We start from the raw sequence: 22,617 nt of genomic DNA on the forward strand, positions 1-22,617 counted from the left end.
TTAAAATTCAAAATTATAAGTTAATGCTGGTAAGAAAGTAAAGAGATAAGTCATTACCACTCCTGGCCTTCTAGAGGTGACAGGACCAGTATTAGGATCAAATCGAATATCTTCATTCAAAATTTCAGTAAACTGATACGAGAATGGATTTTTCCTTCCATACAGATTATAAACACTCAAATTCCAGCTTCCTCTCCATTTTTTCCCCTGATCTCTATTTTTCCAGGTAACAGAGGCGTCCATACGATGATAATCTGGGAACCTATCTTCGTTTCTTAATGGTCCATACAAAGGCAAGCGCTGATTATCTACCATGTAAGTTCCAATGGGAAAAGTAACCGCTTGTCCCGTAGTGTATATAAAAGTCAAGGCTGCTGACCATCGTTTGTCAAACTGATGATTCGCCACCAAGGCAATATCATGTGGTCGATCAAAGCGCGGATTGAATGGCAGGTTTTCGCTAATACCTTCAATCACTCTCCATGTTCTGGAATACGTATATGACAACCATCCGGTGGTCTTTCCCACATTTTTCCTCAACAAAAACTCTGCTCCATAAGCGTAGCCTCTTCCGGCAAGAATTTCAGTTTCTACATTATCTGTAAAAATGATGGAAGCCCCTTGTCTTAAATCTATAATATTTTGAAAGTTTTTGTAATAGCCTTCTAAAGACAATTCCCAAGTATTGTTTTGAAGGTTCTTAAAAATTCCTAGAGAAAACTGATCACCAATAATCGGAGGTATGTAAAATCCTGCTGGAATCCACCTGTCCAATGGCAAACCTGCAGAAGAATTACTGGCTACTTGAATGTACTGATTGGTTCGATTATAGGAAGCTTTTAAAGAAGTCATAGGGTCTATCAAATACCTGAAAGCCACCCGAGGCTCTAAGCCTGAGAAAAACTTCATGCTCTCAAAAGCACCAAAACTCAGCGTATCTAATAGTTGGGACTCTGGCGCTGGAATATCATTTTCATAAATATATTTCACACCCCTCCCTACTTGATTGTAGGTATTGGCACGAAGTCCCGCCTCCAAAGAAATCCTATCAGTAAGCTCACGTGCATACGAGACAAAGAAGTTATTTTGAAGGCCATTGCGGGGATTTGTTGCTATTGGTTCAATCACGGAGCCCGGTTCGGGTTTCAAAGAAATAGGTGCAAACCGATACAATTGTGAATGGAAGCCCCATACCAAACTAGAAGCTTGATTAGGCAACCAAGTCCAAGTGGCTTTCAAGCCAGTTTCCTCCAATATATTATCCCAGAGAAAACCCGAATCTGGATCTTCGAAGGATACCAAATACTTGTAATAGCTATGGTAACCATTGACATCCAAAAAGAAATCATCACGAATCGCCCTATTCCATGTGATTGATGTAATCCAATTATCCCATCCAAAACCAAATTGCTCAGATATTCCTAAGAAGTCTCTACCGAAATAGCTCGATACAGACAGTTTATCTTTATCGCTTAGCTTGAAGGTAAATTTTCCGCTCAGATCATAAAAGTATAGTGAGTTGTTCCGGATATTTTCATCACTGGAAAGTTTTAAAAATAAATCTGCATACGTTCTTCTTCCTGAAACGACAAAGGAGGATTTATCTGAAAAAAGTGGACCATCAACTGTTAATCGGGAACTGATAGTCCCAATTCCTCCTTCGCCCTTGATCTTTTGATAATTTCCTTCCTTCAGGCCTATATCAATGACAGATGATATCCTCCCACCCAAATTAGCGGGGATATTTCCTTTGTAGAAATCAACACCCGACAAGGCATCCGGATTAAATACCGAGAAAAACCCAAAGAAATGGGATGGATTATAGATGGGTGCTCCATCCAGTTGCACCAAATTTTGGTCGGCAGAGCCACCACGCACAAACAAGCCCGTTGTTCCTTCACCAGCCGTCTGTACACCGGGAAGTAGCTGTAAGCTTCTTAATAAATCCACCTCCCCAAATAGTGCGGGAATGTTTTTTATCGTTTCTATGGGAACAGAAGATTTTCCCATTTCCAAACCTCGAATGTTTTGATCAGGTGCTCGTTCTCTTACAATAATCTCCTCGAGAGAAAGTTCTTCCGCTCTCAGAAAAAAGCGTACCGAGTTCTCCACATCTTTGGCTGTTATTTGTCTACTCGCAGGCTCAAAACCTACAAATGACACTATTAACGTAGCAGGAAGGGAAATTACCGGAATACTGAACTTTCCATTGATATCAGAAACCACTCCGCTCTGAGGATTGGATTTCCAGTAAATATTAGCACCGGGAAGTGAGGCCTCTGATGGAAGCTCAAATACGTATCCTTCCAAAACTTTGGCATTTTGGGCTCGTAAAACAACAGGGATAGAAAGCAGGAAAAGGAGAATCAGTCGTGACAAAACAAATAGCTCTTATGAAATTCATTTCAATAACGTATATTTTCCGATAACTGTTAAAAATTCTATGATTAAACTTCAATTACTTTTCTTTTGTCCGATAATTAGTAATTTCAGGCCATGATTTGGGCATATCCGGATATTACGTTATACACTTGGCTTGCCATAGGTTTTGGGCTGCTTTACATTGGTTATCTTTACAGGTTTTATAGAATAAACAAAAAGCTGGACGTCAGCAAGCATCGGTTACTGATGAAAATGTTGCTAAGGACCAGTTACTTTGTTTTATTTTTGATAGCTATGGCAGGTCCTTCGATAGGTACATCCATGAAAGAAATCAAAGAAGAGGGCAAAGATATTTTCATCGCGATAGACCTTTCTCAATCTATGAATGCTACGGATATTGGTCCTAGCAGATTGCAGCGGACAAAATTTGAGCTCAAAAACTTGGTAAGAACCTTTTCTGGTGACCGTATTGGTTTAATTATTTTTTCATCGGAAGCATTTATTCAATGCCCGTTGACCTTTGATCAAAATGTGTTGCAGTTACATATTGATGGGCTTAATACAGGTTTAGTACCTAACCAAGGAACAGATTTGAATGCTCCTTTGGCCATGGCTTTGACAAAATTTTCTGAAGATGAAAGTCTAGAAATGAAATCTAAATCTGTCATTCTTATCTCCGATGGAGAAGATTTTGCCGACAATTTTAAGGAAACAACCTCCAAAATGTCCAATGAAGGTATTAAGGTTTTTAGTCTGGGTGTGGGAACTTCCCAAGGGAGTACCATTCCTCGCGGAAACTCTGTAATAATCGACCCCTCTACCAACCAACCTGCCATTACACGATTAGAAAGTAATAACCTCAAGCTGATTGCTAACCAAACAAATGGGGAGTATTTCGAATTAAGTGATGAAGTACAAGAAATACCTGACTTAATCGCCGCCATTGAAAGACAGGAAGGAACCCTGACAGGCTCAAGAATGATAGAAGCTTCTGCAAATAAGTTTTTCTACTTTCTGCTAGCAGCATTGGGGTTGGCTATTGTAGACATGATTTTACCACTAAGAACCATAAAACTGTAAGCTATGCTATTGATACGTTTGTTTTGGCTTATATTACTGATATTTCCAAGTTCTTGGTCAGAAATTGGTAGAAAAAATACAGCCATCCGAGAAGCTAATAAGGCTTATGCAACTGCTGATTATGAGAGTTCTGTGGAAAAACACCTCCGATTGAGTACAGAATTCAACATTAATGAAGCCAATCTCACGTTTAATTTGGCTCTCAGCTATCATTACAATAATCAGCTGGAAGAAGCACAGCGCACCTATTCAAGCCTTTTCAGTGATGCCAATAAAACCATTGCTTCTTTTGCCAGTAATCAGGTAGGCGTTATCCAAACGTCCCAGAAAAAATACCAAGAAGCCTTAGAGTCATTCAAGTTTTCCTTAATCAAGGATCCAAGAAATGAGGAAGCTCGTTACAATTATGAATTATTGAGCAGGTGGCTGCAAGAAAATCCGGATCAGGAAAATCAAGATGATTCCGAGGGTGAAGACCAGGAAAATCAAGACGAGGATCAAAATCAGGAAAATCAAGATCAACAAAAAGATTCCAAAGACAGTAAAGATGGCGAAGGCGATGAAAAAAGTGAAGAAGATAACGCCTCTGAGTCCGAAAAGAAAGATGATAAATCTGGAGATAAGTCACAGGAAGAGCGTGATTCTGACGAAGCTTCCGACATGGAAAGCGATCTAAGTGATCGGGAAAAAGCCATGGAAAAAATGCGCGAGCGTTTGCAGGAAATGAATCTAACTCCCGAGCAGGCTGCTCAGATTTTGGAAGCCATGAATGCGGCCGAATTACGCTTTATCCAACAAAACCGAAAGAAAGCCACACAGCGACCGAATCGAGGTTTGCCGGAGTGGTAATCAATATTCAATAAACATATAATATAAACCCAATGAAAGAAGTATTTATTGTATCCGCTGTAAGAACTCCTTTAGGAAGCTTTGGTGGTAAATTAAGTGGCTTGACAGCTGTAGAACTTGGAAGTTTTGCTATCAAAGGCGCCTTAGAAAAGGCAGGAGTAGATCCGAAAGAAGTACAGGAAGTAATGATGGGCAATGTAATCTCAGCTAACCTTGGTCAGGCTCCGGCACGTCAGGCTGCCATAGGTGCAGGCATAGGCTACAATGTCCCATGTACGACCATTAACAAGGTATGTTCGTCAGGCATGAAAGCTGTAATGTTTGCCGCACAATCCATCATGACCGGTCAAAATGATTTGGTAGTAGCAGGTGGTATGGAGTCTATGTCAAATGTACCTTATTATGTCCCTAAAGCACGATTCGGTTATAAATATGGGAATGCAGAATTTGTAGATGGTCTTGTAAAAGACGGCTTATTTGAAGCATACTATAAGTTCCCAATGGGTAACTGTGCAGACAATACTGCTCGTGAAATGAATATCAGCCGTGAAGAGCAGGATGCTTACGCTATCCAATCCTACACACGTGCAGCTGACGCATGGAAATCCGGCGCATTTAAAGACGAGGTAGTAGCTGTAGAGCTCAAAGGCAGAAAAGGCGAAACCATCATCATCGATGAAGATGAGGAATACAAAAATGTCATGTTTGACAAAATCCCAGGTCTTCGTCCAGTGTTTGAAAAAGATGGAACGGTGACTGCTGCCAATGCTTCTACCATGAATGATGGAGCTTCTGCCTTGATTTTGGCCTCCAAAGAAAAAGTAGAAGAGCTTGGCTTAACTCCGATTGCAAAAATCAGAGGCTTTGCAGATGCGGCTCAAGATCCATTATGGTTTACCACTGCCCCTGCTTTGGCGATTCCAAAAGCAATCAAAAATGCAGGAATTACAGAGGCAGATGTAGATTACTACGAAATCAATGAAGCATTCTCTGCTGTTGCTTTAGCCAACCAAAAAGAATTGAACTTGGATGGTGAGCGTCTGAATGTATATGGTGGAGCCGTGTCTTTAGGACATCCACTTGGTGCTTCCGGTGCTAGAATTATCGCTACATTGAACTCCGTTTTACATCAAAAAGACGGCAAGATTGGAGTGGCAGGGATCTGCAATGGCGGTGGTGGAGCATCGGCAATCGTCATTGAAAAGGTTTAAATAAACTTTAAAACATAAACACTATACCCTTGAAATTCTTTGCTTTATTATTTTTTCTATTGATCGTAAGTCATGTTCATGCTCAAAAGCAGGTAAGAACGTATTACGATGAACAGCAATTGAAATTGAAGGAGGTATACACTACAATCAATGATGTGGCAGAAGGTGACTACCGTCTTTATTATGAAGACGGTGGTCTTGCTGTCACAGGCACACTAATCAAGGGACAAAAAGAGGGACTTTTCGTTGACTTCTATCCAGGCACATCAGATACACTTCGTACCACAACTTTTGTAAACAACCTCAGACAAGGACCTTCCATTTCCTATTTTGAAAATGGCAATATTTCCCAGAAAGTCTATTATGTGTCCAACGAAATCGAAGGCGAGATAGAAACCTTTTATGAAGACGGAACCCTGATGAGAAAGGCAACCTTCAGACAAAACAGACCGGATGGATTTACCTTTGAGTACGATTCTACGGGAGTTTTACTAGAAAAGGCATTCTTTAAAGACGGATTTATCGACGGTAAAAAAGAGGAGTTTTACTCCGATGGAGCACTGTTGTCTTTTGCTACTTATAAAAACGGAATTCTCAACGGAGAATCAAAAAGCTTTTACCCAAATGGCAATTTAAAATCCCGCTTTACCTACAAAAATGGTTATCAGCATGGTCCAATGGAAAGCTTTTTTGAAAATGGGCAATTGTTTAGAAAAGGAAAATATAAAAATGGAGACCCTACAGGTGACTTTGTTACCTATCATCCGAATGGCGCAATAGCAGAAACTGCTAGTTATAAAAAAGGACGCCCAAAAGGTAGTATTCTCGCATACGACGAAAATGGGAATCTTAAAGAAAAAAGTACCTACAACAAATTTGGCCAAATAGCCGAACTTCTTGAATACTATCCTACAGGAGCACTAGCAAGAGATGTATTCTTTCTTAGTGGCTTAGAAGATGGAGTATCGACTATGTATCATCAAAATGGTCAGGTCAAAGAAACATGGCACTATAGGAGGGGGAGACTCAATGGCACGCAACAAGTCTTTGATGAATCCGGTGTGCTATTGATGGAGCGATATTTCAAAGATGGAAGACTCTTGGGGAGCAAAGACATCGAAAATTAAATCAATACTTTTCTTACTTTTGTAAGAACTCATCCAATCATGAATCAAGCAATCAAAGAAACAGCCTTTCAATTTCCCGGTCAAACCGGTTTTTATAAGGGTAAGGTCAGGGATGTTTATCATTTCCCGGAATTACTTGTTGTCATTGCAAGTGATCGAATCTCAGCTTTCGACGTGGTACTGCCCAAGCCAATTCCGTACAAAGGACAGGTATTGAACCAAATCGCAGCTAAATTTTTGGCAGCGACTGCTGATATTGTTCCAAATTGGGTTTTGGATGTTCCACATCCCCAGGTTACCATCGGAAAAAAATGTGAGCCGTTCAAAGTTGAAATGGTCATCAGAGGCTACTTGGCTGGACATGCGGCAAGAGAGTATAAGGCAGGCAAACGCAGTATTTGTGGCGTCAGTCTCCCCGAAGGCCTAAAAGAAAACGACCCACTCCCCTTCCCTATCATCACTCCTACAACCAAAGCCTCCGAAGGACATGATGAAGATATCTCCAAGGAAGATATCCTAGCAAAAGGGATCGTAAGTGCAGATGATTATGCTGTCTTGGAACAATACACCCATGCACTTTTCCAAAAAGGCACTGAAATGGCCAAGCAAAAAGGATTGATCTTGGTAGACACCAAGTATGAGTTTGGGAAATTTGGTGAAGAAATTTTATTGATAGACGAAATCCATACACCTGATTCTTCCCGATACTTCTATGCAGATGGCTATGAAGCTAGACAAGAAAAAGGGGAGCCACAAAAACAATTATCAAAAGAGTTTGTACGACAGTGGCTAATTGCTAATGATTTTCAAGGAAAAGAAGGTCAGCGAATCCCTGAAATTCCACAGGAATTTGTAGAAGAAATTTCTGATAGGTATATTGAGCTCTTCGAGAAAATCACGGGTGATCGCTTTACAAAAAATACCAGCAATCACTTGTCTGAGGATATCGAAAAAGCAGTTAATGAGTATTTAACAAAATTAAACCAACCATAAACATTGTATGAAATACACTGTAGATAAAAAAGAACAGTACGTGGTGTTCACACCCATGGAAGAAAAGTTAGATACGCTTCTTTCACCAAAATTGAAGTCAGAGTTATTGACCGTACATGCGGAAGGTTATGACAAGCTTGTGATTGACATGAGCAATGTGAAGTATGCCGATTCCAGTGGTCTTTCAGCTTTATTGGTAGGAAATCGTGAGTTTAGCAGAAATGGAGGAATCTTCATTGTAATGAATCCTCAGGATCACGTGATGAAGTTGATCAAAATTTCTATGCTTGATAAAGTGTTTACCATCGTAAATACACTGGAAGAAGCTGCTGAGGCAGTATTCATGCACACCATTGATTCAGTTGATAGCGAAGAAGAGGAAGACTGATTTTGGAGTTTGAAGTAACAATTCTGGGAAGCAATTCAGCTATTCCAGCCCATGGCAGGAACCAATCAGCCCAATTGGTTACGATTGGACATAGCAGTTTGCTATTGGATTGTGGAGAAGCTACCCAGATCCAGCTTCGAAAATTTAAGCTCAAGTTTTCCAAAATTGATTTTATTTTCATATCACATCTTCATGGAGATCATTACCTAGGCTTAATGGGTTTGATCTCCAGTTTTCACCTAGCCAAACGCTCAAGACTTTTAACCATCTTTGGTCCAGCTGGCTTGGATGAAATTATAACGGTACAGCTAAAGCACAGCAACTCGAAATTAAATTTCCCTCTAAGATTTGTTCAGACAGATCCAGAAAATCAACAGCTCATTTTGGAAGAGAAAAACTTCCGTGTTTTTAGTTTCCCGTTAAAGCACCGCTTGCCATGTACAGGCTTTAGAATAGAGGAAAAAATTGCTTTCCGCAGCTTGATAAAAGAAAAACTACAAGAACAAAAACTTCCCCTTGCTGCTATCAATTCCTTACGGGAGGGCAGAGATTATACGGATGAAGAGAGCGGAAAAATATTTTTAGTAAAAGAATATACCCACCCTGTAAAAAAAGCCCGATCTTACGCCTACTGCTCGGATACTATCTACGATCCTAGCATTAAACAATACATAGAGAAGGTGAGTTTATTATATCACGAGGCTACCTTTGGAGAAGATGAGGCTGATAGGGCTGCTGTTACGTTTCATAGTACAGCCGCACAAGCAGGGAAAATCGCAAAGTTAGCATCAGTCAACCAATTAATGTTAGGACATTACTCCACCCGATACCTAGACCTTACTCCTTTATTGGAACAGGCCAAAGAACATTTTCCTTCCGTCTTTTTGAGTGAAGAGGGAATTACCTACCCTATTAGCTAAAACACCGCCAAATCACCTATGAGCATCGTAGACAGTAAAACCTATCAGTCCAAAAAGACGAATTTGTTCATCATTTTGGCTGGGATTTTTCTTACAAACGCCATCTTAGCTGAAATCATTGGAGTTAAAATATTCTCAGGAGAAAAAACCATCGGCTTAGAGCCTGCTGGTTGGACCTTCTTCGGTGAATACATCTTGGACTTTAACCTGACAGCGGGTGCAGTTATTTGGCCCATTGTATTTATCACTACAGATATCATCAACGAGTATTACGGTAAGAAAGGAGTTCGGAAAATCAGCTTCATCACGGCCTTCTTTATAGTCTATATGTTTATTGTGATTTCCATGGTGACGGTTTTACCTCCGGCTGCCTTTTGGTTGGATGTCAACACCCCTGACCCTAATGGAAATGCTTTTGATATTAATTATGCTTTCAACGTAATCTTTAGACAAGGATTAGGCATTATCATAGGTTCCTTGATTGCATTCCTTTTAGGACAATTAGTGGACGTCTATGTCTTCCAAAAGCTAAGAAAAATCACAGGTGCCAAAATGATATGGTTACGGGCAACAGGTTCCACCTTGGTATCGCAATTCATTGACTCCTTTGTAGTATTAGGGATTGCTTTCTATATTTTTGGCAATTGGTCTTGGGCACAGGTAGTCTCTGTAGGTATCATCAATTATATCTATAAGTTTGGAGTGGCTATTTTATTGACTCCATTGCTTTATTTAGGACATCATTTGATTGATCAATATTTAGGAAAAGAAGTAGCCCAACAAATGACGCAGGAAGCTTCTTCAGACACTTCATTTTTATAAAATCAGCTTTCCATCCCTAAAACCCTTGGATTAGTCACAAGATTTTGTGGAAAAAAATGAAATCTCTTAACCTTGTTGCATCAACTATGCAACTATGAAAAATAAAAAACTTCCCTTTAAGCAAATCGAATGGTGGACGGTCACCGTTCTTTTTACAATTATTCTTCTAGGCAATATTTTAGACACGAGTGTTTTTCAATTCAAGCACAATGATGTCCGATTAGCAAGATACTTTTCCAATATATTCCTACCATTAACGCTTTACCTTTCGTTTTACTTATTCCATATCCGCTGGTTACCTTCTTACCTACAGTCTCAAAAATCAGGAAAATTCTATTTTCAAAGCTTTTTATTATTACTCCTAGGCTGGATTATGTCAAGTGTTTTTGGCTTTATGACAGATTGGTACAACACACCCTTCAATCCTCAATATTTCGGTACCCTCTCCATTTATATTGGATACATGATTTTCGTTTATGTTTACAATCAGGGGCTCCTGCCACCAAAAATCCGTGATTTTACGATTTATAATAGCATTCGATTGTTGACACTATACATTTTTATCGTGTTGTTTTTGATTCAGAGCTTCCAATTTATTGGTAATGGCATACAAGTTATATTTATTGTTTTCCTTCCTGGGATTGTGGCTGTTGTGTTGTATAACTTTTTCTTTATCTACAGTAATCGCAAAAACGGCAATACAGAACTGGCTTGGCGTATGTACTACTTCCTAATTGGTCTTGTGGTTGTATTGACGATATTTTTCACCATTACAGTAGGCCGACATGAAGAACTTTCAGTGATCATGACTGGAATTGTTGCGTTGTTTGTTATCCTTGTCATTCTTCTTCCCCTATCCAATTTCTTTTTCAACAAATTTGATGGCTATGTCAGGCAGATCAACACTTTAACCTTACAAGTAGATCAAGGAAATGCCAATCTTGATTTTCTCAAATCACAGATTAACCCTCACTTTCTTTTCAATGCTCTGAATACCTTATATGGCACTGCCCTGATGGAACAAAGTGAGAAAACTGCCGAAGGGATTCAAAAATTGGGAGACATGATGCGCTTCATGCTCCATGAAAACAATCAGGATCGCATTTTGATAGAGCGGGAAAAAGAATACCTCATCAATTATGTGGACTTACAGATGCTGAGATTAAAAAATCAGGACCATGTAGAAGTCACCTTTAATAAATCAGAAAATACATGTGAAGGAATAATTGCTCCCATGTTATTGATTCCATTCGTAGAAAACGCCTTCAAACATGGCATTAGCATGCAGCATAAATCATGGGTAAAAATCAGCCTTCGCTGCTTAGCTGGCTCCATTCATTTGGATGTGAATAACAGTATTTACAGAAGCGATGAATCAGACCCTGAGAAGCCAAATTCTGGAATAGGCCTAAGCAATGTCAAGCAACGCTTAAAATTGCTCTATCCTAATCGGCATGACCTCGTCATCCGGGAAAATGAATCCGAATACTTTGTACATTTGAGTATCCAACTTCGTACGATTTAATTTTTGACAAGTACTATGCTCAGAGCTATCGCTATAGATGATGAATCCTTGGCCCTTGAGGTAATCAAATCTCACGCTCAAAAGGTTTCCTATCTCAACCTGCTCCAAACCTTCACCAATCCTTTGGAAGGTTTGGAATATTTAAAATCCAACTCCGTAGATATCTTGTTTTTGGATATCAAGATGCCTGACCTTAATGGATTGGAGCTGAAATCTCTACTATCCAAGGATATCATGGTGATCTTTACTACGGCCTACTCAGAGCATGCTGTTATTGGATTTGAATTGGAAGCACTGGATTATCTGTTGAAGCCTTTTAGTCTAAGCAGGTTTATAAAGGCATGTGATAAAGCATTGGAAACTTATCGGCTAAAGAATCCTATAAAAACATCTTTTGAACATGTCTTTATCAAATCAGGCAATGAAGAGATTCGTGTGAAGTTTGATGAATTGGTTTTCTGTGAGGCTAAAGGTAATTATGTGCATTTTGAACTAATCCATGGTTCATTTATCAGTCGTATGACATTTAAAGAGGCAGAAAGTATCTTACCAACTCAATTCTTGAAATGCCACCGTTCTTTTATAATTAATTCGATTTTAATAGAAAAAGTAGAAAAACAGCTGGTAACCGTTAAAGGCCGAACGATACCAATAGGAAATAACTATTCAGAAGAATTCTATTTACAAATTAAAAGATAAGTAATTAAACTTCTTGCTGATTGCTTTTATCTAGCTAAATTTGAGCGCTAGTTAGGTTATATGGAGCACCCATCAAAGATCAGAAAGTTAATCTGTTTATTCCTTTTTTTTATTCCGATATCAATATTTGCACAGGATTACCACTCAAGGATTGTTCTCAGTACCGAATTCAGTCCTTCATTTCCAGTAGATAAATTCAGGATTTTTAATTCTCCGTCCCTTTCTTCTAGTTATTCAATCAGGTCTCGTGCTGGTATGCGGACATTTGGCAACTTGTTTATTGGAATAAACTCAAGCATTAGAAAATATGAGGAAAGAACAGCAATCAACATCGAGTCTCAACCTCTACAGCAGTATGAACAACGAATTGAGAATATTTTATGGGGTATGGGACCATTTGCAACTCAATATATCAGCTTTAGTGAAAAAATATATTTAATATTATCAGCAGGTATTAATCTTGAACAAGGTAATGGGGAATTTATAAGTGATGCATTGGATTTAACTAATGGCTTGAATCAAAACATTTCAAAACGATCTGTGAGAGATATTCATGTAACTACAGGCTTCGACTTGGGAATTGGTTATCTAATTACACAATCTATTGGAGTAAATTTATCAATCCAAACGATAAGCTATCAAAGACAATCTATTCGAACGGGTCCTCAAAGGTTTGAAGAAATTGCACCTCCAAGTCTTAGTCTATTCATAGATTCATCATCTAATCAAGTGACAAATTTTATGAGTCGCCCAATATTCCACGTAGGTCTATTTTTTGCTTTAGGGACTTGGAGGTATTAAAAAAGCAATTTTAAATCAAGTTGAACTTATTGTGTTTTTTGATGGAAATCAACCAACTCCACAGGAGAAGGACCTACTTTCCAGATATCATCACAATAATCCTTGATACTTCTATCAGATGAAAACTTACCCATTCGTGCAGCATTTAAGATAGACATCTTTGCCCATCGCTGCTTGTCTTTATAAGCTTCAGCTACTCGTTCTTGTTCGGCTACATATGACTCAAAATCAGCAAGTACCAGATACTGATCATGATATAGCAAGGAGTTGATCAAGTCTTTGAATACAGAGCCATTCATGTGAGAGAAATAACCACTATTGATTTGATCAATTGCTAATTTCAATTCAGGATTAGCCATATAATAATCAAATGGATTATAACCTTCACTTTTCTTCTGCTGCACCTCTTCCTCTGTCAGTCCAAATAAGAAGAAGTTCTCTGCTCCTACACAATCCCTTATTTCAACATTGGCTCCATCCAAGGTTCCGATGGTAAGTGCTCCATTCATGGAAAGCTTCATATTCCCTGTACCTGAGGCCTCTTTACCAGCAGTGGAAATTTGTTCTGAAACATCTGCCGCAGGATAAATCCGCTGTGCATTGGTTACGTTGTAATTCGGGTAAAACACCACCTTGATACGATCCTTGACAATTGGATCTTGATTGACTACATCTGCTACGGAAGTAATCAATTTGATCATCAATTTAGCCAAATGATAACCTGGAGCAGCTTTACCAGCAAAAATAAATGTTCTCGGCACTACTTCCGCATCCGGATTTTGTTTGATGCGGTTGTATAATGCGATGACATGTAAAATGTTCAAATGCTGACGTTTGTACTCGTGAATACGCTTCACATGAACATCAAAAATTGACGAAGGATCTACTTTGATTTTTGTACGCTGAAGGATTCGTTTTGCCAAATCTTTCTTCATCTCATGTTTCACAACCATCCACTCCTGCTGGAAGCTAGGGTCATCTGCGTATTGTTCTAAGCCTGTCAGTTCATCCAAATTTTTGATCCAGCCTTCTCCAATTTTAGAACTGATCAAAGAAGAAAGTTTAGGATTACTTAGAACCATCCATCTTCTAGGAGTCACCCCATTCGTTTTATTAGAAAACTTTTCTGGCCATAATTGATACCAATCTTTCAAAACAGTTTTTTTCAATAATTCGGAGTGTAAGGCTGCAACCCCATTGATTGCAAAAGAACCTGCACAAGCCAAATTAGCCATCCGGATTTTTTTCCACGGGCCATCTGAGATAATGGATAGACTGCTGATTAAGTCTTGATCTCCATAAGTACGTATAGTTACCTCATCCAAAAATCTTCTATTGATCTCCTGTATGATTTCTAAATGTCTTGGAAGAACCGATTGGAATAAGTCTTGATCCCATGTTTCCAAAGCTTCTGGAAGAAGTGTATGATTAGTGTATGCAAAACTCTTTTTGGTGATATCCCAAGCCAAGTCCCACTCTACTTCGTAGACATCCACCAACAAGCGCATCATTTCTGCTACACCAATGGCAGGGTGAGTATCATTCAATTGAACAACAAACTTATCATAGAACCTTTCAATTTTCCCTCCCTGACTTAAGTGAATTGCGATCATATCCTGCAGGGAACAGCTAACAAAGAAATACTGCTGTTGCAGTCGGAGGATTTTACCCTCTCGCTGCTCATCGTTAGGATAAAGTACTTTGGAAATGTTCTCACATACTGTTTTATCACTTACAGCGCCAGAATATAATCCTTGATTAAAAGTTTGAAAATCAAATGATTTAGGTGCTTCAGATTTCCATAGGCGTAAGGTATTACAGGTATTGACACGATAGCCCAAAATCGGGGTGTCATAAGCAATCCCTTTAACAATCATTCCCGGTATCCAATTGGCTTTAAACTTACCATTGATATCGGTGTAATGCTGAACATAGCCACCCAATTTCACATCATATCCCAATTCCCGCTTGGCGATTTCCCATGGATTCCCTCTTCTAAGCCAGTTGTCTGTGTCTTCAATCTGCCAACCATCTTTAATATCTTGCTCAAAAATCCCAAACTGATAGCGGATACCGTAACCAATCGCAGGGATTTCCAAGGTTGCCAATGAATCCATATAGCAAGCTGCCAAACGACCTAATCCTCCATTCCCTAGGCCCGGTTCTTGCTCTTTTGCAATTAACCAGTCCAAATTCATTCCAAGGGAATTGGAAGCTTTTTCCATATTTTCATATATCCCCAAATTGATCAGATTATTGGCCAAATGAGGACCCAAGAGGTATTCTGCGGATAAATAGGAAACGATCTTTTGGTCAGCATTTAAATATTTTTTAACGGATGCTACCCAACGCTGCAGTAAGCGATCACGGACAGCAAAAGACATGGCCATGTAATAATCATTTCGGGTAGCAATCTCAGGAAACTTTCCCTGATTATAAAAAAGATGGTTCAAAATAGCCCTTTTTAAAGTTTCAGGACCTAAACCCGTTCTAGTTTCTTCTCTAGTTAAGATACTTTCAGTATCCTTGGTGCTTGATTTCATATCGTTAATTTCTGATAGCTCAATTTGATAAAAGACTACTATTAAGAGCAGAAAGTTACGGAATTCGTAGGCGAATCAAAAAAGCAATTCAAAATCAAACGATTGCGGAAAAAAAATAATTTTAAATTCTGTCCTCAGGATATATCTTGACCCTACTTCTTCTAAAATCTTTTACTCGGTAGTTGATATTCACCCACAAAAATAACCCATGATTGATACGTAAAGTCTCAGGGTTTGGAGTAGCTATACGGATATGGTATCCAGGAGAGACTACTACTGAGTTTTTCTGAAATGAAAACAGCATAAATACCCTGTGCTCAAAAGGATTATCCGCAGGTGCAGGACCCACGGTGAATAAGGATTCATTGAATAAGGTAGTAGCAAAATTGAAATGAGGACTTAATAAATCCTTCCAATTATACCGTAAACTCATGTTGAATCTTGCTCTGTGATTCAACTGAAAACTATCCAACAGCTCCGTACTAGAAAATTGCTGACGATAACGCATATCGTGACGATAGCGAAAAGAAGCAGAAAGATTGGATTTACTCTGCGGACGAAAAACTACTTGTCCCCATGGCCTTCTTTCCTCACGGATTAAGCCACCCTCTGAAAATGGAGTGGTCAAACCTAATCCCGCATAGCCTGCGGTCATGGCCCATTGCTGATTGTTAGTATGATAGGTCATACCTCCTCTTACGATTAAAAAAAGCTCTGGAACATAGTGAGAATCTAACCAAAGAGACCAGTTTTTTGCTAACTGACCAGAAGTCATTAATCCATACCAAACTTCCGTATTGATTACTGTCTCACGTTGTGCAAAGGAAGTTCTGCCCAACAATACTAAAAAACCTATTACGACTAATTTTTTCATACCAAAACTTAAAAGTAATCTTCACACTGGAAAATAACTAATTTTCAATCCCAAAATTATGCGCTAACTGTATAATTTATCTATGCTTCCGCATATAAATATCCATAAAAAAATATGAATTTTGCAGCCATGACAGTAATAGAACATCCAATCAAAATAAAGTTGTTAGCGGCTGGTCAGGAAGCGCTGAAAGTACAAATCACAGACATCCAACAACAGCTTAGCGATCTGCAGGAATCTTCCGAAATAGAAGAAAAAAGCTCTGCGGGTGATAAATATGAGACCCATCAGGAAATGCTTAATCAAAATCGGGATATCCTGCAAAAAAGATTGGCAACATCCAAAATTATGTTGGCTCAGTTAAATGCTGTATCTGTAAAACCAACTGATACTATTCAAGAGGGGAGTATTTTCGAAGTTATGATGGGTAATATTTGGGTGTCTATTCCTTATGGAAAACTCACATTGGATGGAAAAGATTATCAATTAGTATCCCAAGACTCTCCTTTAGTACAGGCCTTATGGGGCAGGAAAAAGGGAGAATCTTCTGATTTTAGAGGAAAATCTATTCTTGTGAAAGCTATTTATTGAGAGTAAAACCGCTTTTTAAGCGGTTTTTTTACAAGCCTTTTTAAATTATTTAATTGACTAAAAGTCAAGCAAGCGTTAAACAAGAGGGCCTCAGCTATATTTTTTTGAGGTTAAAATTTTATGCTATGATATAAGGGAATAAAAAGTAATGATCGTTATTCTACCACTACCGAAACATACTGTTCAAAAATCACAAAATCTATCAATCACTTGACTAACCCTTTCCCAACACTAAATCCGCGGCTTTCTCCCCTATCATGATACAAGCAGCGTTGGTGTTGCCCGTGATGATGGTAGGCATGATGGAAGCGTCGGCAATACGCAGCTTTTGAATACCATGAACACGAAGTTGATCATCCACTACGGCCATTTCGTCTTTACCCATTTTGCAGGTGCCCACGGGATGATAAAGGGTTTCCAAACTACGCTTCATATGCTTTTCCAAGGTTTCGTCGTCAAAACTTGAAGGAAGGTAAATCCCATCTTTTTGAAAGGATTGTAATTCTTTGGTTTCCATGACTTGTTTGGCTACAAGCATACCTTTTTTGAGTGTTTCCAAGTCATCTGGATGTGAAAAGATATTTGGTTGGATTTTGGGTGGATCCAAGGGATTAGACGAATTTAAGCCTACATATCCTTTACTTTTGGGTCTTACCAATATACACATGATTGAAAAGCCTGACTCCTTAGGAAAAGTAGTGACATCATAGAGATCCGTGCTATAATCTTTGTTTACTCCTGTCGGTGCAAAATGAAATTGAATATCCGGTCTGTCTAATGTTTGTTCGGTTTTGATAAAGGCATTTGCAGTCAGAGGACTATTGCCCAAAACTCCTTTTTTGAATAAGATATAATTCGCCAATTCACGGAATTTTACCAAAGGTTTTAGGGTATCGTTGTTTGTTGGGACAGTGGACTTGGCAGAAACACCTGACCATACATGCTCAAGCAAATTTTGTCCTACTCCCTTCAATTCATGTTGACAAACAATCCCAAAAGTGTTTAAATACGCCGCACCTCCAATTCCAGAAAGTAGTAATATCTGAGGACTTTGAAAGGCTCCCGCACTAAGGATGACCTCCTTAGAACAAAATATTTCCCGTAATTTCCCATCTCCATTAATCGCCTGTACACCTTTGGCTACCTTATTTTCTAGGATGATTTTTGTCACATGTATACGCGTCATGACAGTCAAATTACTTCGCTTCATGGCAGGTTTCAAAAAAGCCGTTACGGTACTGTGGCGCTCATTATTTTTAATTGTAAACTGAAGCATGGATGCCCCTTCCTGTTGTCCTGCGTTGTATTCAGGGTTTTCGGGAATACCCGTCTGTACACAAGCTTTGATGAAGTGCTTTCCCAAAGAATGGGGTTGATGACTGTGGGCTACATGCAGAGGACCTTTATTTCCATAAAAGTCTCCTGAAAAATTTTCATTATATTCTGATTTTTTGAAGTAGGGCAATACATCCTGATAACTCCAACCTTCATTCCCTAAGGATGCCCATTCGTCAAAGTCTTTTGGATTGCCTCGTACATAAGCCATGGCATTGGTACTACTACTTCCTCCCAAAACCTTTCCTCTTGGAATATAAATTTTTCTGCCATCTACATGGGCTTGTGGTTCGGTCCAAAATGACCAATCTACAGCCGTACGGTTCAATTGACTGTAGGCGCCAGGAATGTGAATATCTGTTTGGCTATCGGGACCTCCTGCTTCAAGGAGTAAAACTTGGTTGCGTGGATTCTCAGATAAGCGATTGGCTAAGACACAGCCTGCCGAACCTGCTCCTACGATGATGTAATCAAAAATCATTTGGTATTTTGAGTTAATAAGCGATAAAAATTAGGAAAAAAGAGATGTTTGTGCAAGTATTTTTTAATGAGATATCTAAAAAGGAGTTCTATATTGTATTAAGTTTCAAGTACAATAAACCATAAGGTAAGTTCTATATAAAAAAAGTAGGCACTTTTATACCATCAAGAGTAACTTTTCCTAAGTTCGAAACTTTGGAAAAGTTTTTCGTCAGAGTTTTTTAAACCCCAAGTCTCGGATATCCCCAAAAAAGAAACCCAGCAGTTTTCAAAAACTGCCGGGTCTTCCACTCACTAACTGTTCACTATACACTGTCAACTGCTCACTTTTAATACCCTCTATACCCCCTTCTTCTCGTGCATTTCCTTGATTTTTCTACGTAGGATTTTTCCTACGTTTGTCTTAGGAAGTTCATCTGCAAAGTACACTTCACGAGGGACTTTATAATTGGTCAAATTTTCACGGCAGTGCGCAATAACTTCTCCAGAAGTCAAGGACTTATCTTTAGCAACTACATAAGCAACGACTTTCTCTGTAGACTTATCATCCGGCATGCCAATTACTCCGGTTTCTAATACTTTTGGATGTAAGGCAATTGCATTTTCTACCTCATTTGGATAGACATTGAAACCTGACACTAAGATCATTTCTTTCTTTCGATCAACGATTTTCACAAAACCATCTTTATCAATCACTGCAATATCACCCGTTTTAAACCAAGCACCTTCCATGACTTTTTCGGTTTCCTCAGGTCTGTTCCAATAGCCTTTCATTACTTGAGGTCCCTTGATGCATAATTCACCACGCTCTCCAACAGGAAGATCTGCTCCGTTATCATCAATAATTTTTACATCTGTATTGGGAAGTGGAATCCCAATAGTTCCTATTCTTTCCGTACCATCAATTGGATTACAGGTAGCCACAGGTGAGGTTTCAGTTAGTCCATAGCCTTCAGCAAGAGGAGTTCCTGTTACTTTCTCCCACTTTTCAGCTGTGGCCTGCTGCACGGCCATTCCGCCACCTACGGAAATCTTAAGAGAAGAGAAGTCCAGTTTGGTAAAAGCTTCCTGATTCAACAAACCATTGAATAAGGTATTCACACCAGTCATCACCGTAAATTTCTTTTTACTTAACTCTTTGATAAAACTAGGCATATCCCGAGGATTGGTAATCAACACATTATGTGCACCAATTTTCATCATTGCCAAACAATTAACAGTCAAAGCAAAAATGTGATACAAAGGCAAAGCAGTGATGACAATTTCTTCTTTTTCCACCAACTTTGGCTTCATCCAAGCAGAAATTTGCTGCATGTTTGCTACGATGTTTCCATGGGTCAATTCAGCACCCTTAGACACCCCTGTAGTACCTCCTGTATATTGCAAAAAAGCGGTGTCCGCCAAAGTCATTTCCTGACGCTTAAATTTGGATGCATCCGCCTTGCCCATCATAGTTTTCCAACGGATAGCTCGAGGAAGGTTGAAAGCAGGAACCATTTTTTTGACATGCTTCACAACGAAATTTACAATCGTGCCTTTCAGGCCACCTAACATATCACCCAATTCAGTGACAATGAAATGTTTAGCATTTAGCTCATGACGGATTTTCTCAAGATTAGAAGCAAAATTGGCAACTATTACGATGGCTTCGACTCCTGCATCCTGAAATTGATGTTTCATTTCTGGTGCGGTATACAAAGGATTGGTATTAACAACGACCATTCCTGCCCGCAAGGTACCAAAAAGAGCTACAGGGTATTGGAGACAGTTGGGCATCTGAATGGCCACACGGTCCCCCTTTTTCATATTTAAATCATTTTGAAGATAGGAGGCAAACTTTTTGGAAAGCTCATCTACCTCGTTAAAAGTAATTGTTTTGCCCATGCATTCATAAGCAATGGCGTTTCCAAATTTCTTCACACTCTCTTCAAACAAGTTGACGACCGAACTGTATTGGGTGACGTTTACCTCGGTATCTACTGCTGATGGATAAAATTTAAACCACGGGAAATTATGCATAAGTAGTTTTTTGATTTTGGGTTTACAACATTAGAAGGACTAAATATAAAGCATAAAAGTTTTAAAGCCACAAAAAATGTCTCGCAGAAGGTCCGGAATACGCAGAATTTTTTGCTTAAGGTTTCTCTCAGAAAGCGCTGAAACCACTGAATTCAATTTATCATTAATTCTTAGTTGATTAGTAAGTTCCATTTTTTTGAATTGTTCTAATGAAAAAATAGATAATGGGTTTGATCAGAATATATGATTTTATTTATCAGATTCCACCTGTAGAATAATCTCCGAAAGGAGTTCAATCCCGAAGATGGTAGCTCGCAGAAGGCGCTGAATACGCAAAAAATTATAAAAATCTCTATATAACAGGTTTTAATGGTTTGAAAGAACTCCGGATGGAGTTCAATCCCGAAAATGGTAGCTCGCGGAAAACTCGGAATTCGCAGAAAAAAAATATGGGAAATTTCATTTAACAGATTTTAATTGATATTAAAAACTCCAGATGGAGTTCAATCCCGAAGGGTATTAGCCCCGAGTTGCTACTCGGGGTTTAAGAAAGGATATGAAGAATCGATTATTCCAACTCCAGAAGGAGTTGAATTCCTTGGGGAATTTTATTTTCCACAAAAAAGCCAACCCGTTGGATGGATTGGCTTAAAATCTTGAATAGGGTTATTTACTTCAATATCTTCCTTGCAATCAATTCTTTCATAATTTCATTGGTACCTGCATAGATACGCTGTACACGGGCATCGGCAAAAGCACGTGCAACGGAGTATTCCCACATGTATCCATAGCCACCATGCAACTGCACACACTCATCAGAAACCCAACATTGCAATTCAGTCAACAAATACTTGGCCGCAGAGGCCATCGCAGAGTCCAGCTTTCCTTCGTTGTGGAGAGAGACCAATTGATCTACGTAAATTCTTCCTTGTTCCAACTTAGCTGCCATCTCTGCGATTTTGAAACGGGTATTTTGGAAGTCTGAAACCATTTTTCCGAAAGCAGGTCTGTTTTTCACATAATCCACTGTGCTCAAAAAGGCAGATTCAGCCAATGCAATAGCTGCCAAACCCACCACCAATCGCTCTTGAGCCAATTCGGTCATCAAATACTTAAAGCCCTCTCCTACTTTACCCAATAAATTTTCCTTTGGAACCTTAACGTCTTCAAAAAATAATTCGCAGGTATCCTGTGCATGCAATCCAACTTTTTCAAAAGGCACCCCTTTGGAAAAACCAGCCATATCTTTGTCAACAATGAATAAACTGATTCCTTTGGCTCCTAAACTAGGATCGGTTTTTGCCGCTACCACTACTACATCACAGAGGTATCCATTGGTAATAAAAGTCTTGGAACCATTGATCAGGTAATGATCTCCTTTATCCTCGGCTGTGGAACGAATAGCTTGCAAATCGGAGCCTGCACCCGGTTCCGTCATAGCTACAGCAGCAATCAAGTCTCCTGCAATCATTCCCGGAATATACTTGGCTTTAGCAGCATCCGTTCCATAATGCATGAGGTAAGGAAACACAATGTCCGAATGCAAAGGATAGCCAATCGCTGGACCTGAACAACCAGAAAGCCCCAACTCTTCTGTAAAAATAGCATTGTAACGAAAATCAGATAAACCCAACCCTCCAAACTCCTCGGGGGCCTGCATACATAGAAAACCGTTTTCTCCAAGTTTCTTCCAGGACTCACGGGTAACCATTTTATTTTTTTCCCAATCAGCATTGTTGGGAGCAATTTCTTTAGCAATAAAGTCTCTTACGGATTGGCGAAAGAGTTCGTGCTCCTCCGTAAAAATCATTCTTGGGACATTATACATATCTTTTTGGGTTTATATTTCAAAATTTTAGAAAAACTATTCTTAAGTAAACGATAGAAATCTCCCGAAAGTTAAAAAAATAACCCTGTTTAACCAATCAAAATTTGGCATTCTGTATAAATGCCATAAAAAAAGCTATGAACGAATTGT

Annotated in this window: 18 protein-coding genes; 12 read left to right on the plus strand and 6 right to left on the minus strand. The window is 39.1% G+C overall.

What is annotated here, in order from left to right; genetic code table 11:
• Complete coding sequence (locus IE080_RS00370) at nucleotides 1–2,379, minus strand: TonB-dependent receptor (protein WP_189578296.1); 2,379 nt, start codon at nucleotides 2,377–2,379, stop codon at nucleotides 1–3.
• Nucleotides 2,380–2,496: 117 nt separating this feature from the next.
• Between IE080_RS00370 and IE080_RS00375 the strand changes: the two genes are divergently transcribed.
• The 11 genes from IE080_RS00375 (at nucleotide 2,497) to IE080_RS00425 (ending at nucleotide 12,797) form a co-directional block, all read left to right on the plus strand.
• Nucleotides 2,497–3,462, plus strand: a complete 966-nt coding sequence (locus IE080_RS00375) for a VWA domain-containing protein (RefSeq protein ID WP_189578298.1) — start codon at nucleotides 2,497–2,499, stop codon at nucleotides 3,460–3,462.
• A 3-nt stretch (nucleotides 3,463–3,465) separates the two neighbouring features.
• Complete coding sequence (locus IE080_RS00380) at nucleotides 3,466–4,311, plus strand: hypothetical protein (protein WP_189578300.1); 846 nt, start codon at nucleotides 3,466–3,468, stop codon at nucleotides 4,309–4,311.
• Nucleotides 4,312–4,343: 32 nt separating this feature from the next.
• On the plus strand, nucleotides 4,344–5,522 hold the full coding sequence (locus IE080_RS00385) for an acetyl-CoA C-acyltransferase (protein ID WP_189578302.1): 1,179 nt from the start codon (nucleotides 4,344–4,346) through the stop codon (nucleotides 5,520–5,522).
• Nucleotides 5,523–5,551: 29 nt separating this feature from the next.
• Nucleotides 5,552–6,649 (plus strand): toxin-antitoxin system YwqK family antitoxin, encoded by a 1,098-nt coding sequence (locus IE080_RS00390; protein WP_189578303.1) that lies wholly within the window; start codon nucleotides 5,552–5,554, stop codon nucleotides 6,647–6,649.
• Between the two features lie 39 nt (nucleotides 6,650–6,688).
• The gene (locus tag IE080_RS00395; protein ID WP_189578305.1) at nucleotides 6,689–7,642 is read left to right on the plus strand and encodes a phosphoribosylaminoimidazolesuccinocarboxamide synthase; all 954 of its coding nucleotides are present in this window, start codon (nucleotides 6,689–6,691) and stop codon (nucleotides 7,640–7,642) included.
• A gap of 7 nt (nucleotides 7,643–7,649) precedes the next feature.
• Nucleotides 7,650–8,030, plus strand: a complete 381-nt coding sequence (locus tag IE080_RS00400) for an STAS domain-containing protein (RefSeq protein WP_189578307.1) — start codon at nucleotides 7,650–7,652, stop codon at nucleotides 8,028–8,030.
• A 2-nt stretch (nucleotides 8,031–8,032) separates the two neighbouring features.
• Nucleotides 8,033–8,950, plus strand: a complete 918-nt coding sequence (locus IE080_RS00405) for a ribonuclease Z (RefSeq protein WP_189578309.1) — start codon at nucleotides 8,033–8,035, stop codon at nucleotides 8,948–8,950.
• Between the two features lie 18 nt (nucleotides 8,951–8,968).
• Nucleotides 8,969–9,772 (plus strand): queuosine precursor transporter, encoded by an 804-nt coding sequence (locus IE080_RS00410; RefSeq protein WP_189578311.1) that lies wholly within the window; start codon nucleotides 8,969–8,971, stop codon nucleotides 9,770–9,772.
• Nucleotides 9,773–9,866: 94 nt separating this feature from the next.
• Nucleotides 9,867–11,297: a sensor histidine kinase gene (locus IE080_RS00415; RefSeq protein ID WP_189578313.1), complete on the plus strand. Its 1,431-nt coding sequence runs from the start codon at nucleotides 9,867–9,869 to the stop codon at nucleotides 11,295–11,297.
• A gap of 15 nt (nucleotides 11,298–11,312) precedes the next feature.
• Nucleotides 11,313–11,996 (plus strand): LytR/AlgR family response regulator transcription factor, encoded by a 684-nt coding sequence (locus tag IE080_RS00420; protein ID WP_189578315.1) that lies wholly within the window; start codon nucleotides 11,313–11,315, stop codon nucleotides 11,994–11,996.
• Between the two features lie 255 nt (nucleotides 11,997–12,251).
• Nucleotides 12,252–12,797 carry a hypothetical protein gene (locus IE080_RS00425; protein ID WP_189578317.1) on the plus strand — a complete coding sequence of 182 codons (546 nt, stop codon included), beginning with the start codon at nucleotides 12,252–12,254 and terminating at the stop codon, nucleotides 12,795–12,797.
• A 26-nt stretch (nucleotides 12,798–12,823) separates the two neighbouring features.
• Here IE080_RS00425 and IE080_RS00430 read toward each other — a convergent pair whose 3' ends face one another.
• A complete protein-coding gene (locus IE080_RS00430; protein ID WP_189578319.1) occupies nucleotides 12,824–15,340 on the minus strand; it encodes a glycogen/starch/alpha-glucan phosphorylase in 2,517 nt (838 codons plus the stop codon).
• Nucleotides 15,341–15,461: 121 nt separating this feature from the next.
• On the minus strand, nucleotides 15,462–16,214 hold the full coding sequence (locus IE080_RS00435; protein ID WP_189578321.1) for a DUF2490 domain-containing protein: 753 nt from the start codon (nucleotides 16,212–16,214) through the stop codon (nucleotides 15,462–15,464).
• A 129-nt stretch (nucleotides 16,215–16,343) separates the two neighbouring features.
• On the opposite strand from IE080_RS00435, the gene IE080_RS00440 reads away from it, so the two are divergent.
• Nucleotides 16,344–16,805: a hypothetical protein gene (locus IE080_RS00440; RefSeq protein ID WP_189578698.1), complete on the plus strand. Its 462-nt coding sequence runs from the start codon at nucleotides 16,344–16,346 to the stop codon at nucleotides 16,803–16,805.
• Between the two features lie 214 nt (nucleotides 16,806–17,019).
• On the opposite strand, the gene IE080_RS00445 is transcribed toward IE080_RS00440, so the two are convergent.
• From IE080_RS00445 to IE080_RS00455, 3 genes are all read right to left on the minus strand, one after another.
• The gene (locus IE080_RS00445) at nucleotides 17,020–18,621 is read right to left on the minus strand and encodes a GMC family oxidoreductase (RefSeq protein ID WP_189578323.1); all 1,602 of its coding nucleotides are present in this window, start codon (nucleotides 18,619–18,621) and stop codon (nucleotides 17,020–17,022) included.
• Nucleotides 18,622–18,959: 338 nt separating this feature from the next.
• Entirely contained in the window at nucleotides 18,960–20,639 is a 1,680-nt protein-coding gene (locus IE080_RS00450) for an AMP-binding protein (protein WP_189578325.1), read from the minus strand.
• Between the two features lie 670 nt (nucleotides 20,640–21,309).
• On the minus strand, nucleotides 21,310–22,467 hold the full coding sequence (locus IE080_RS00455) for an acyl-CoA dehydrogenase family protein (RefSeq protein WP_189578327.1): 1,158 nt from the start codon (nucleotides 22,465–22,467) through the stop codon (nucleotides 21,310–21,312).
• Nucleotides 22,468–22,617: the final 150 nt, after the last annotated feature.

This window comes from Mongoliitalea lutea, from assembly GCF_014652135.1.
In the GTDB taxonomy this organism is placed as follows: Bacteria; Bacteroidota; Bacteroidia; order Cytophagales; family Cyclobacteriaceae; genus Mongoliitalea; species Mongoliitalea lutea.

Coding starts and splice junctions, on each gene's coding strand:
- IE080_RS00425 (WP_189578317.1), top strand. CDS start 12,252: ATGCGGACATTTGGCAACTTGTTTATTGGAATAAACTCAAGCATTAGA.
- IE080_RS00395 (WP_189578305.1), top strand. CDS start 6,689: ATGAATCAAGCAATCAAAGAAACAGCCTTTCAATTTCCCGGTCAAACC.
- IE080_RS00380 (WP_189578300.1), top strand. CDS start 3,466: ATGCTATTGATACGTTTGTTTTGGCTTATATTACTGATATTTCCAAGT.
- IE080_RS00385 (WP_189578302.1), top strand. CDS start 4,344: ATGAAAGAAGTATTTATTGTATCCGCTGTAAGAACTCCTTTAGGAAGC.
- IE080_RS00415 (WP_189578313.1), top strand. CDS start 9,867: ATGAAAAATAAAAAACTTCCCTTTAAGCAAATCGAATGGTGGACGGTC.
- IE080_RS00400 (WP_189578307.1), top strand. CDS start 7,650: ATGAAATACACTGTAGATAAAAAAGAACAGTACGTGGTGTTCACACCC.
- IE080_RS00440 (WP_189578698.1), top strand. CDS start 16,344: ATGACAGTAATAGAACATCCAATCAAAATAAAGTTGTTAGCGGCTGGT.
- IE080_RS00420 (WP_189578315.1), top strand. CDS start 11,313: ATGCTCAGAGCTATCGCTATAGATGATGAATCCTTGGCCCTTGAGGTA.
- IE080_RS00435 (WP_189578321.1), bottom strand. CDS start 16,214: ATGAAAAAATTAGTCGTAATAGGTTTTTTAGTATTGTTGGGCAGAACT.
- IE080_RS00375 (WP_189578298.1), top strand. CDS start 2,497: ATGATTTGGGCATATCCGGATATTACGTTATACACTTGGCTTGCCATA.
- IE080_RS00430 (WP_189578319.1), bottom strand. CDS start 15,340: ATGAAATCAAGCACCAAGGATACTGAAAGTATCTTAACTAGAGAAGAA.
- IE080_RS00445 (WP_189578323.1), bottom strand. CDS start 18,621: ATGATTTTTGATTACATCATCGTAGGAGCAGGTTCGGCAGGCTGTGTC.
- IE080_RS00410 (WP_189578311.1), top strand. CDS start 8,969: ATGAGCATCGTAGACAGTAAAACCTATCAGTCCAAAAAGACGAATTTG.
- IE080_RS00450 (WP_189578325.1), bottom strand. CDS start 20,639: ATGCATAATTTCCCGTGGTTTAAATTTTATCCATCAGCAGTAGATACC.
- IE080_RS00455 (WP_189578327.1), bottom strand. CDS start 22,467: ATGTATAATGTCCCAAGAATGATTTTTACGGAGGAGCACGAACTCTTT.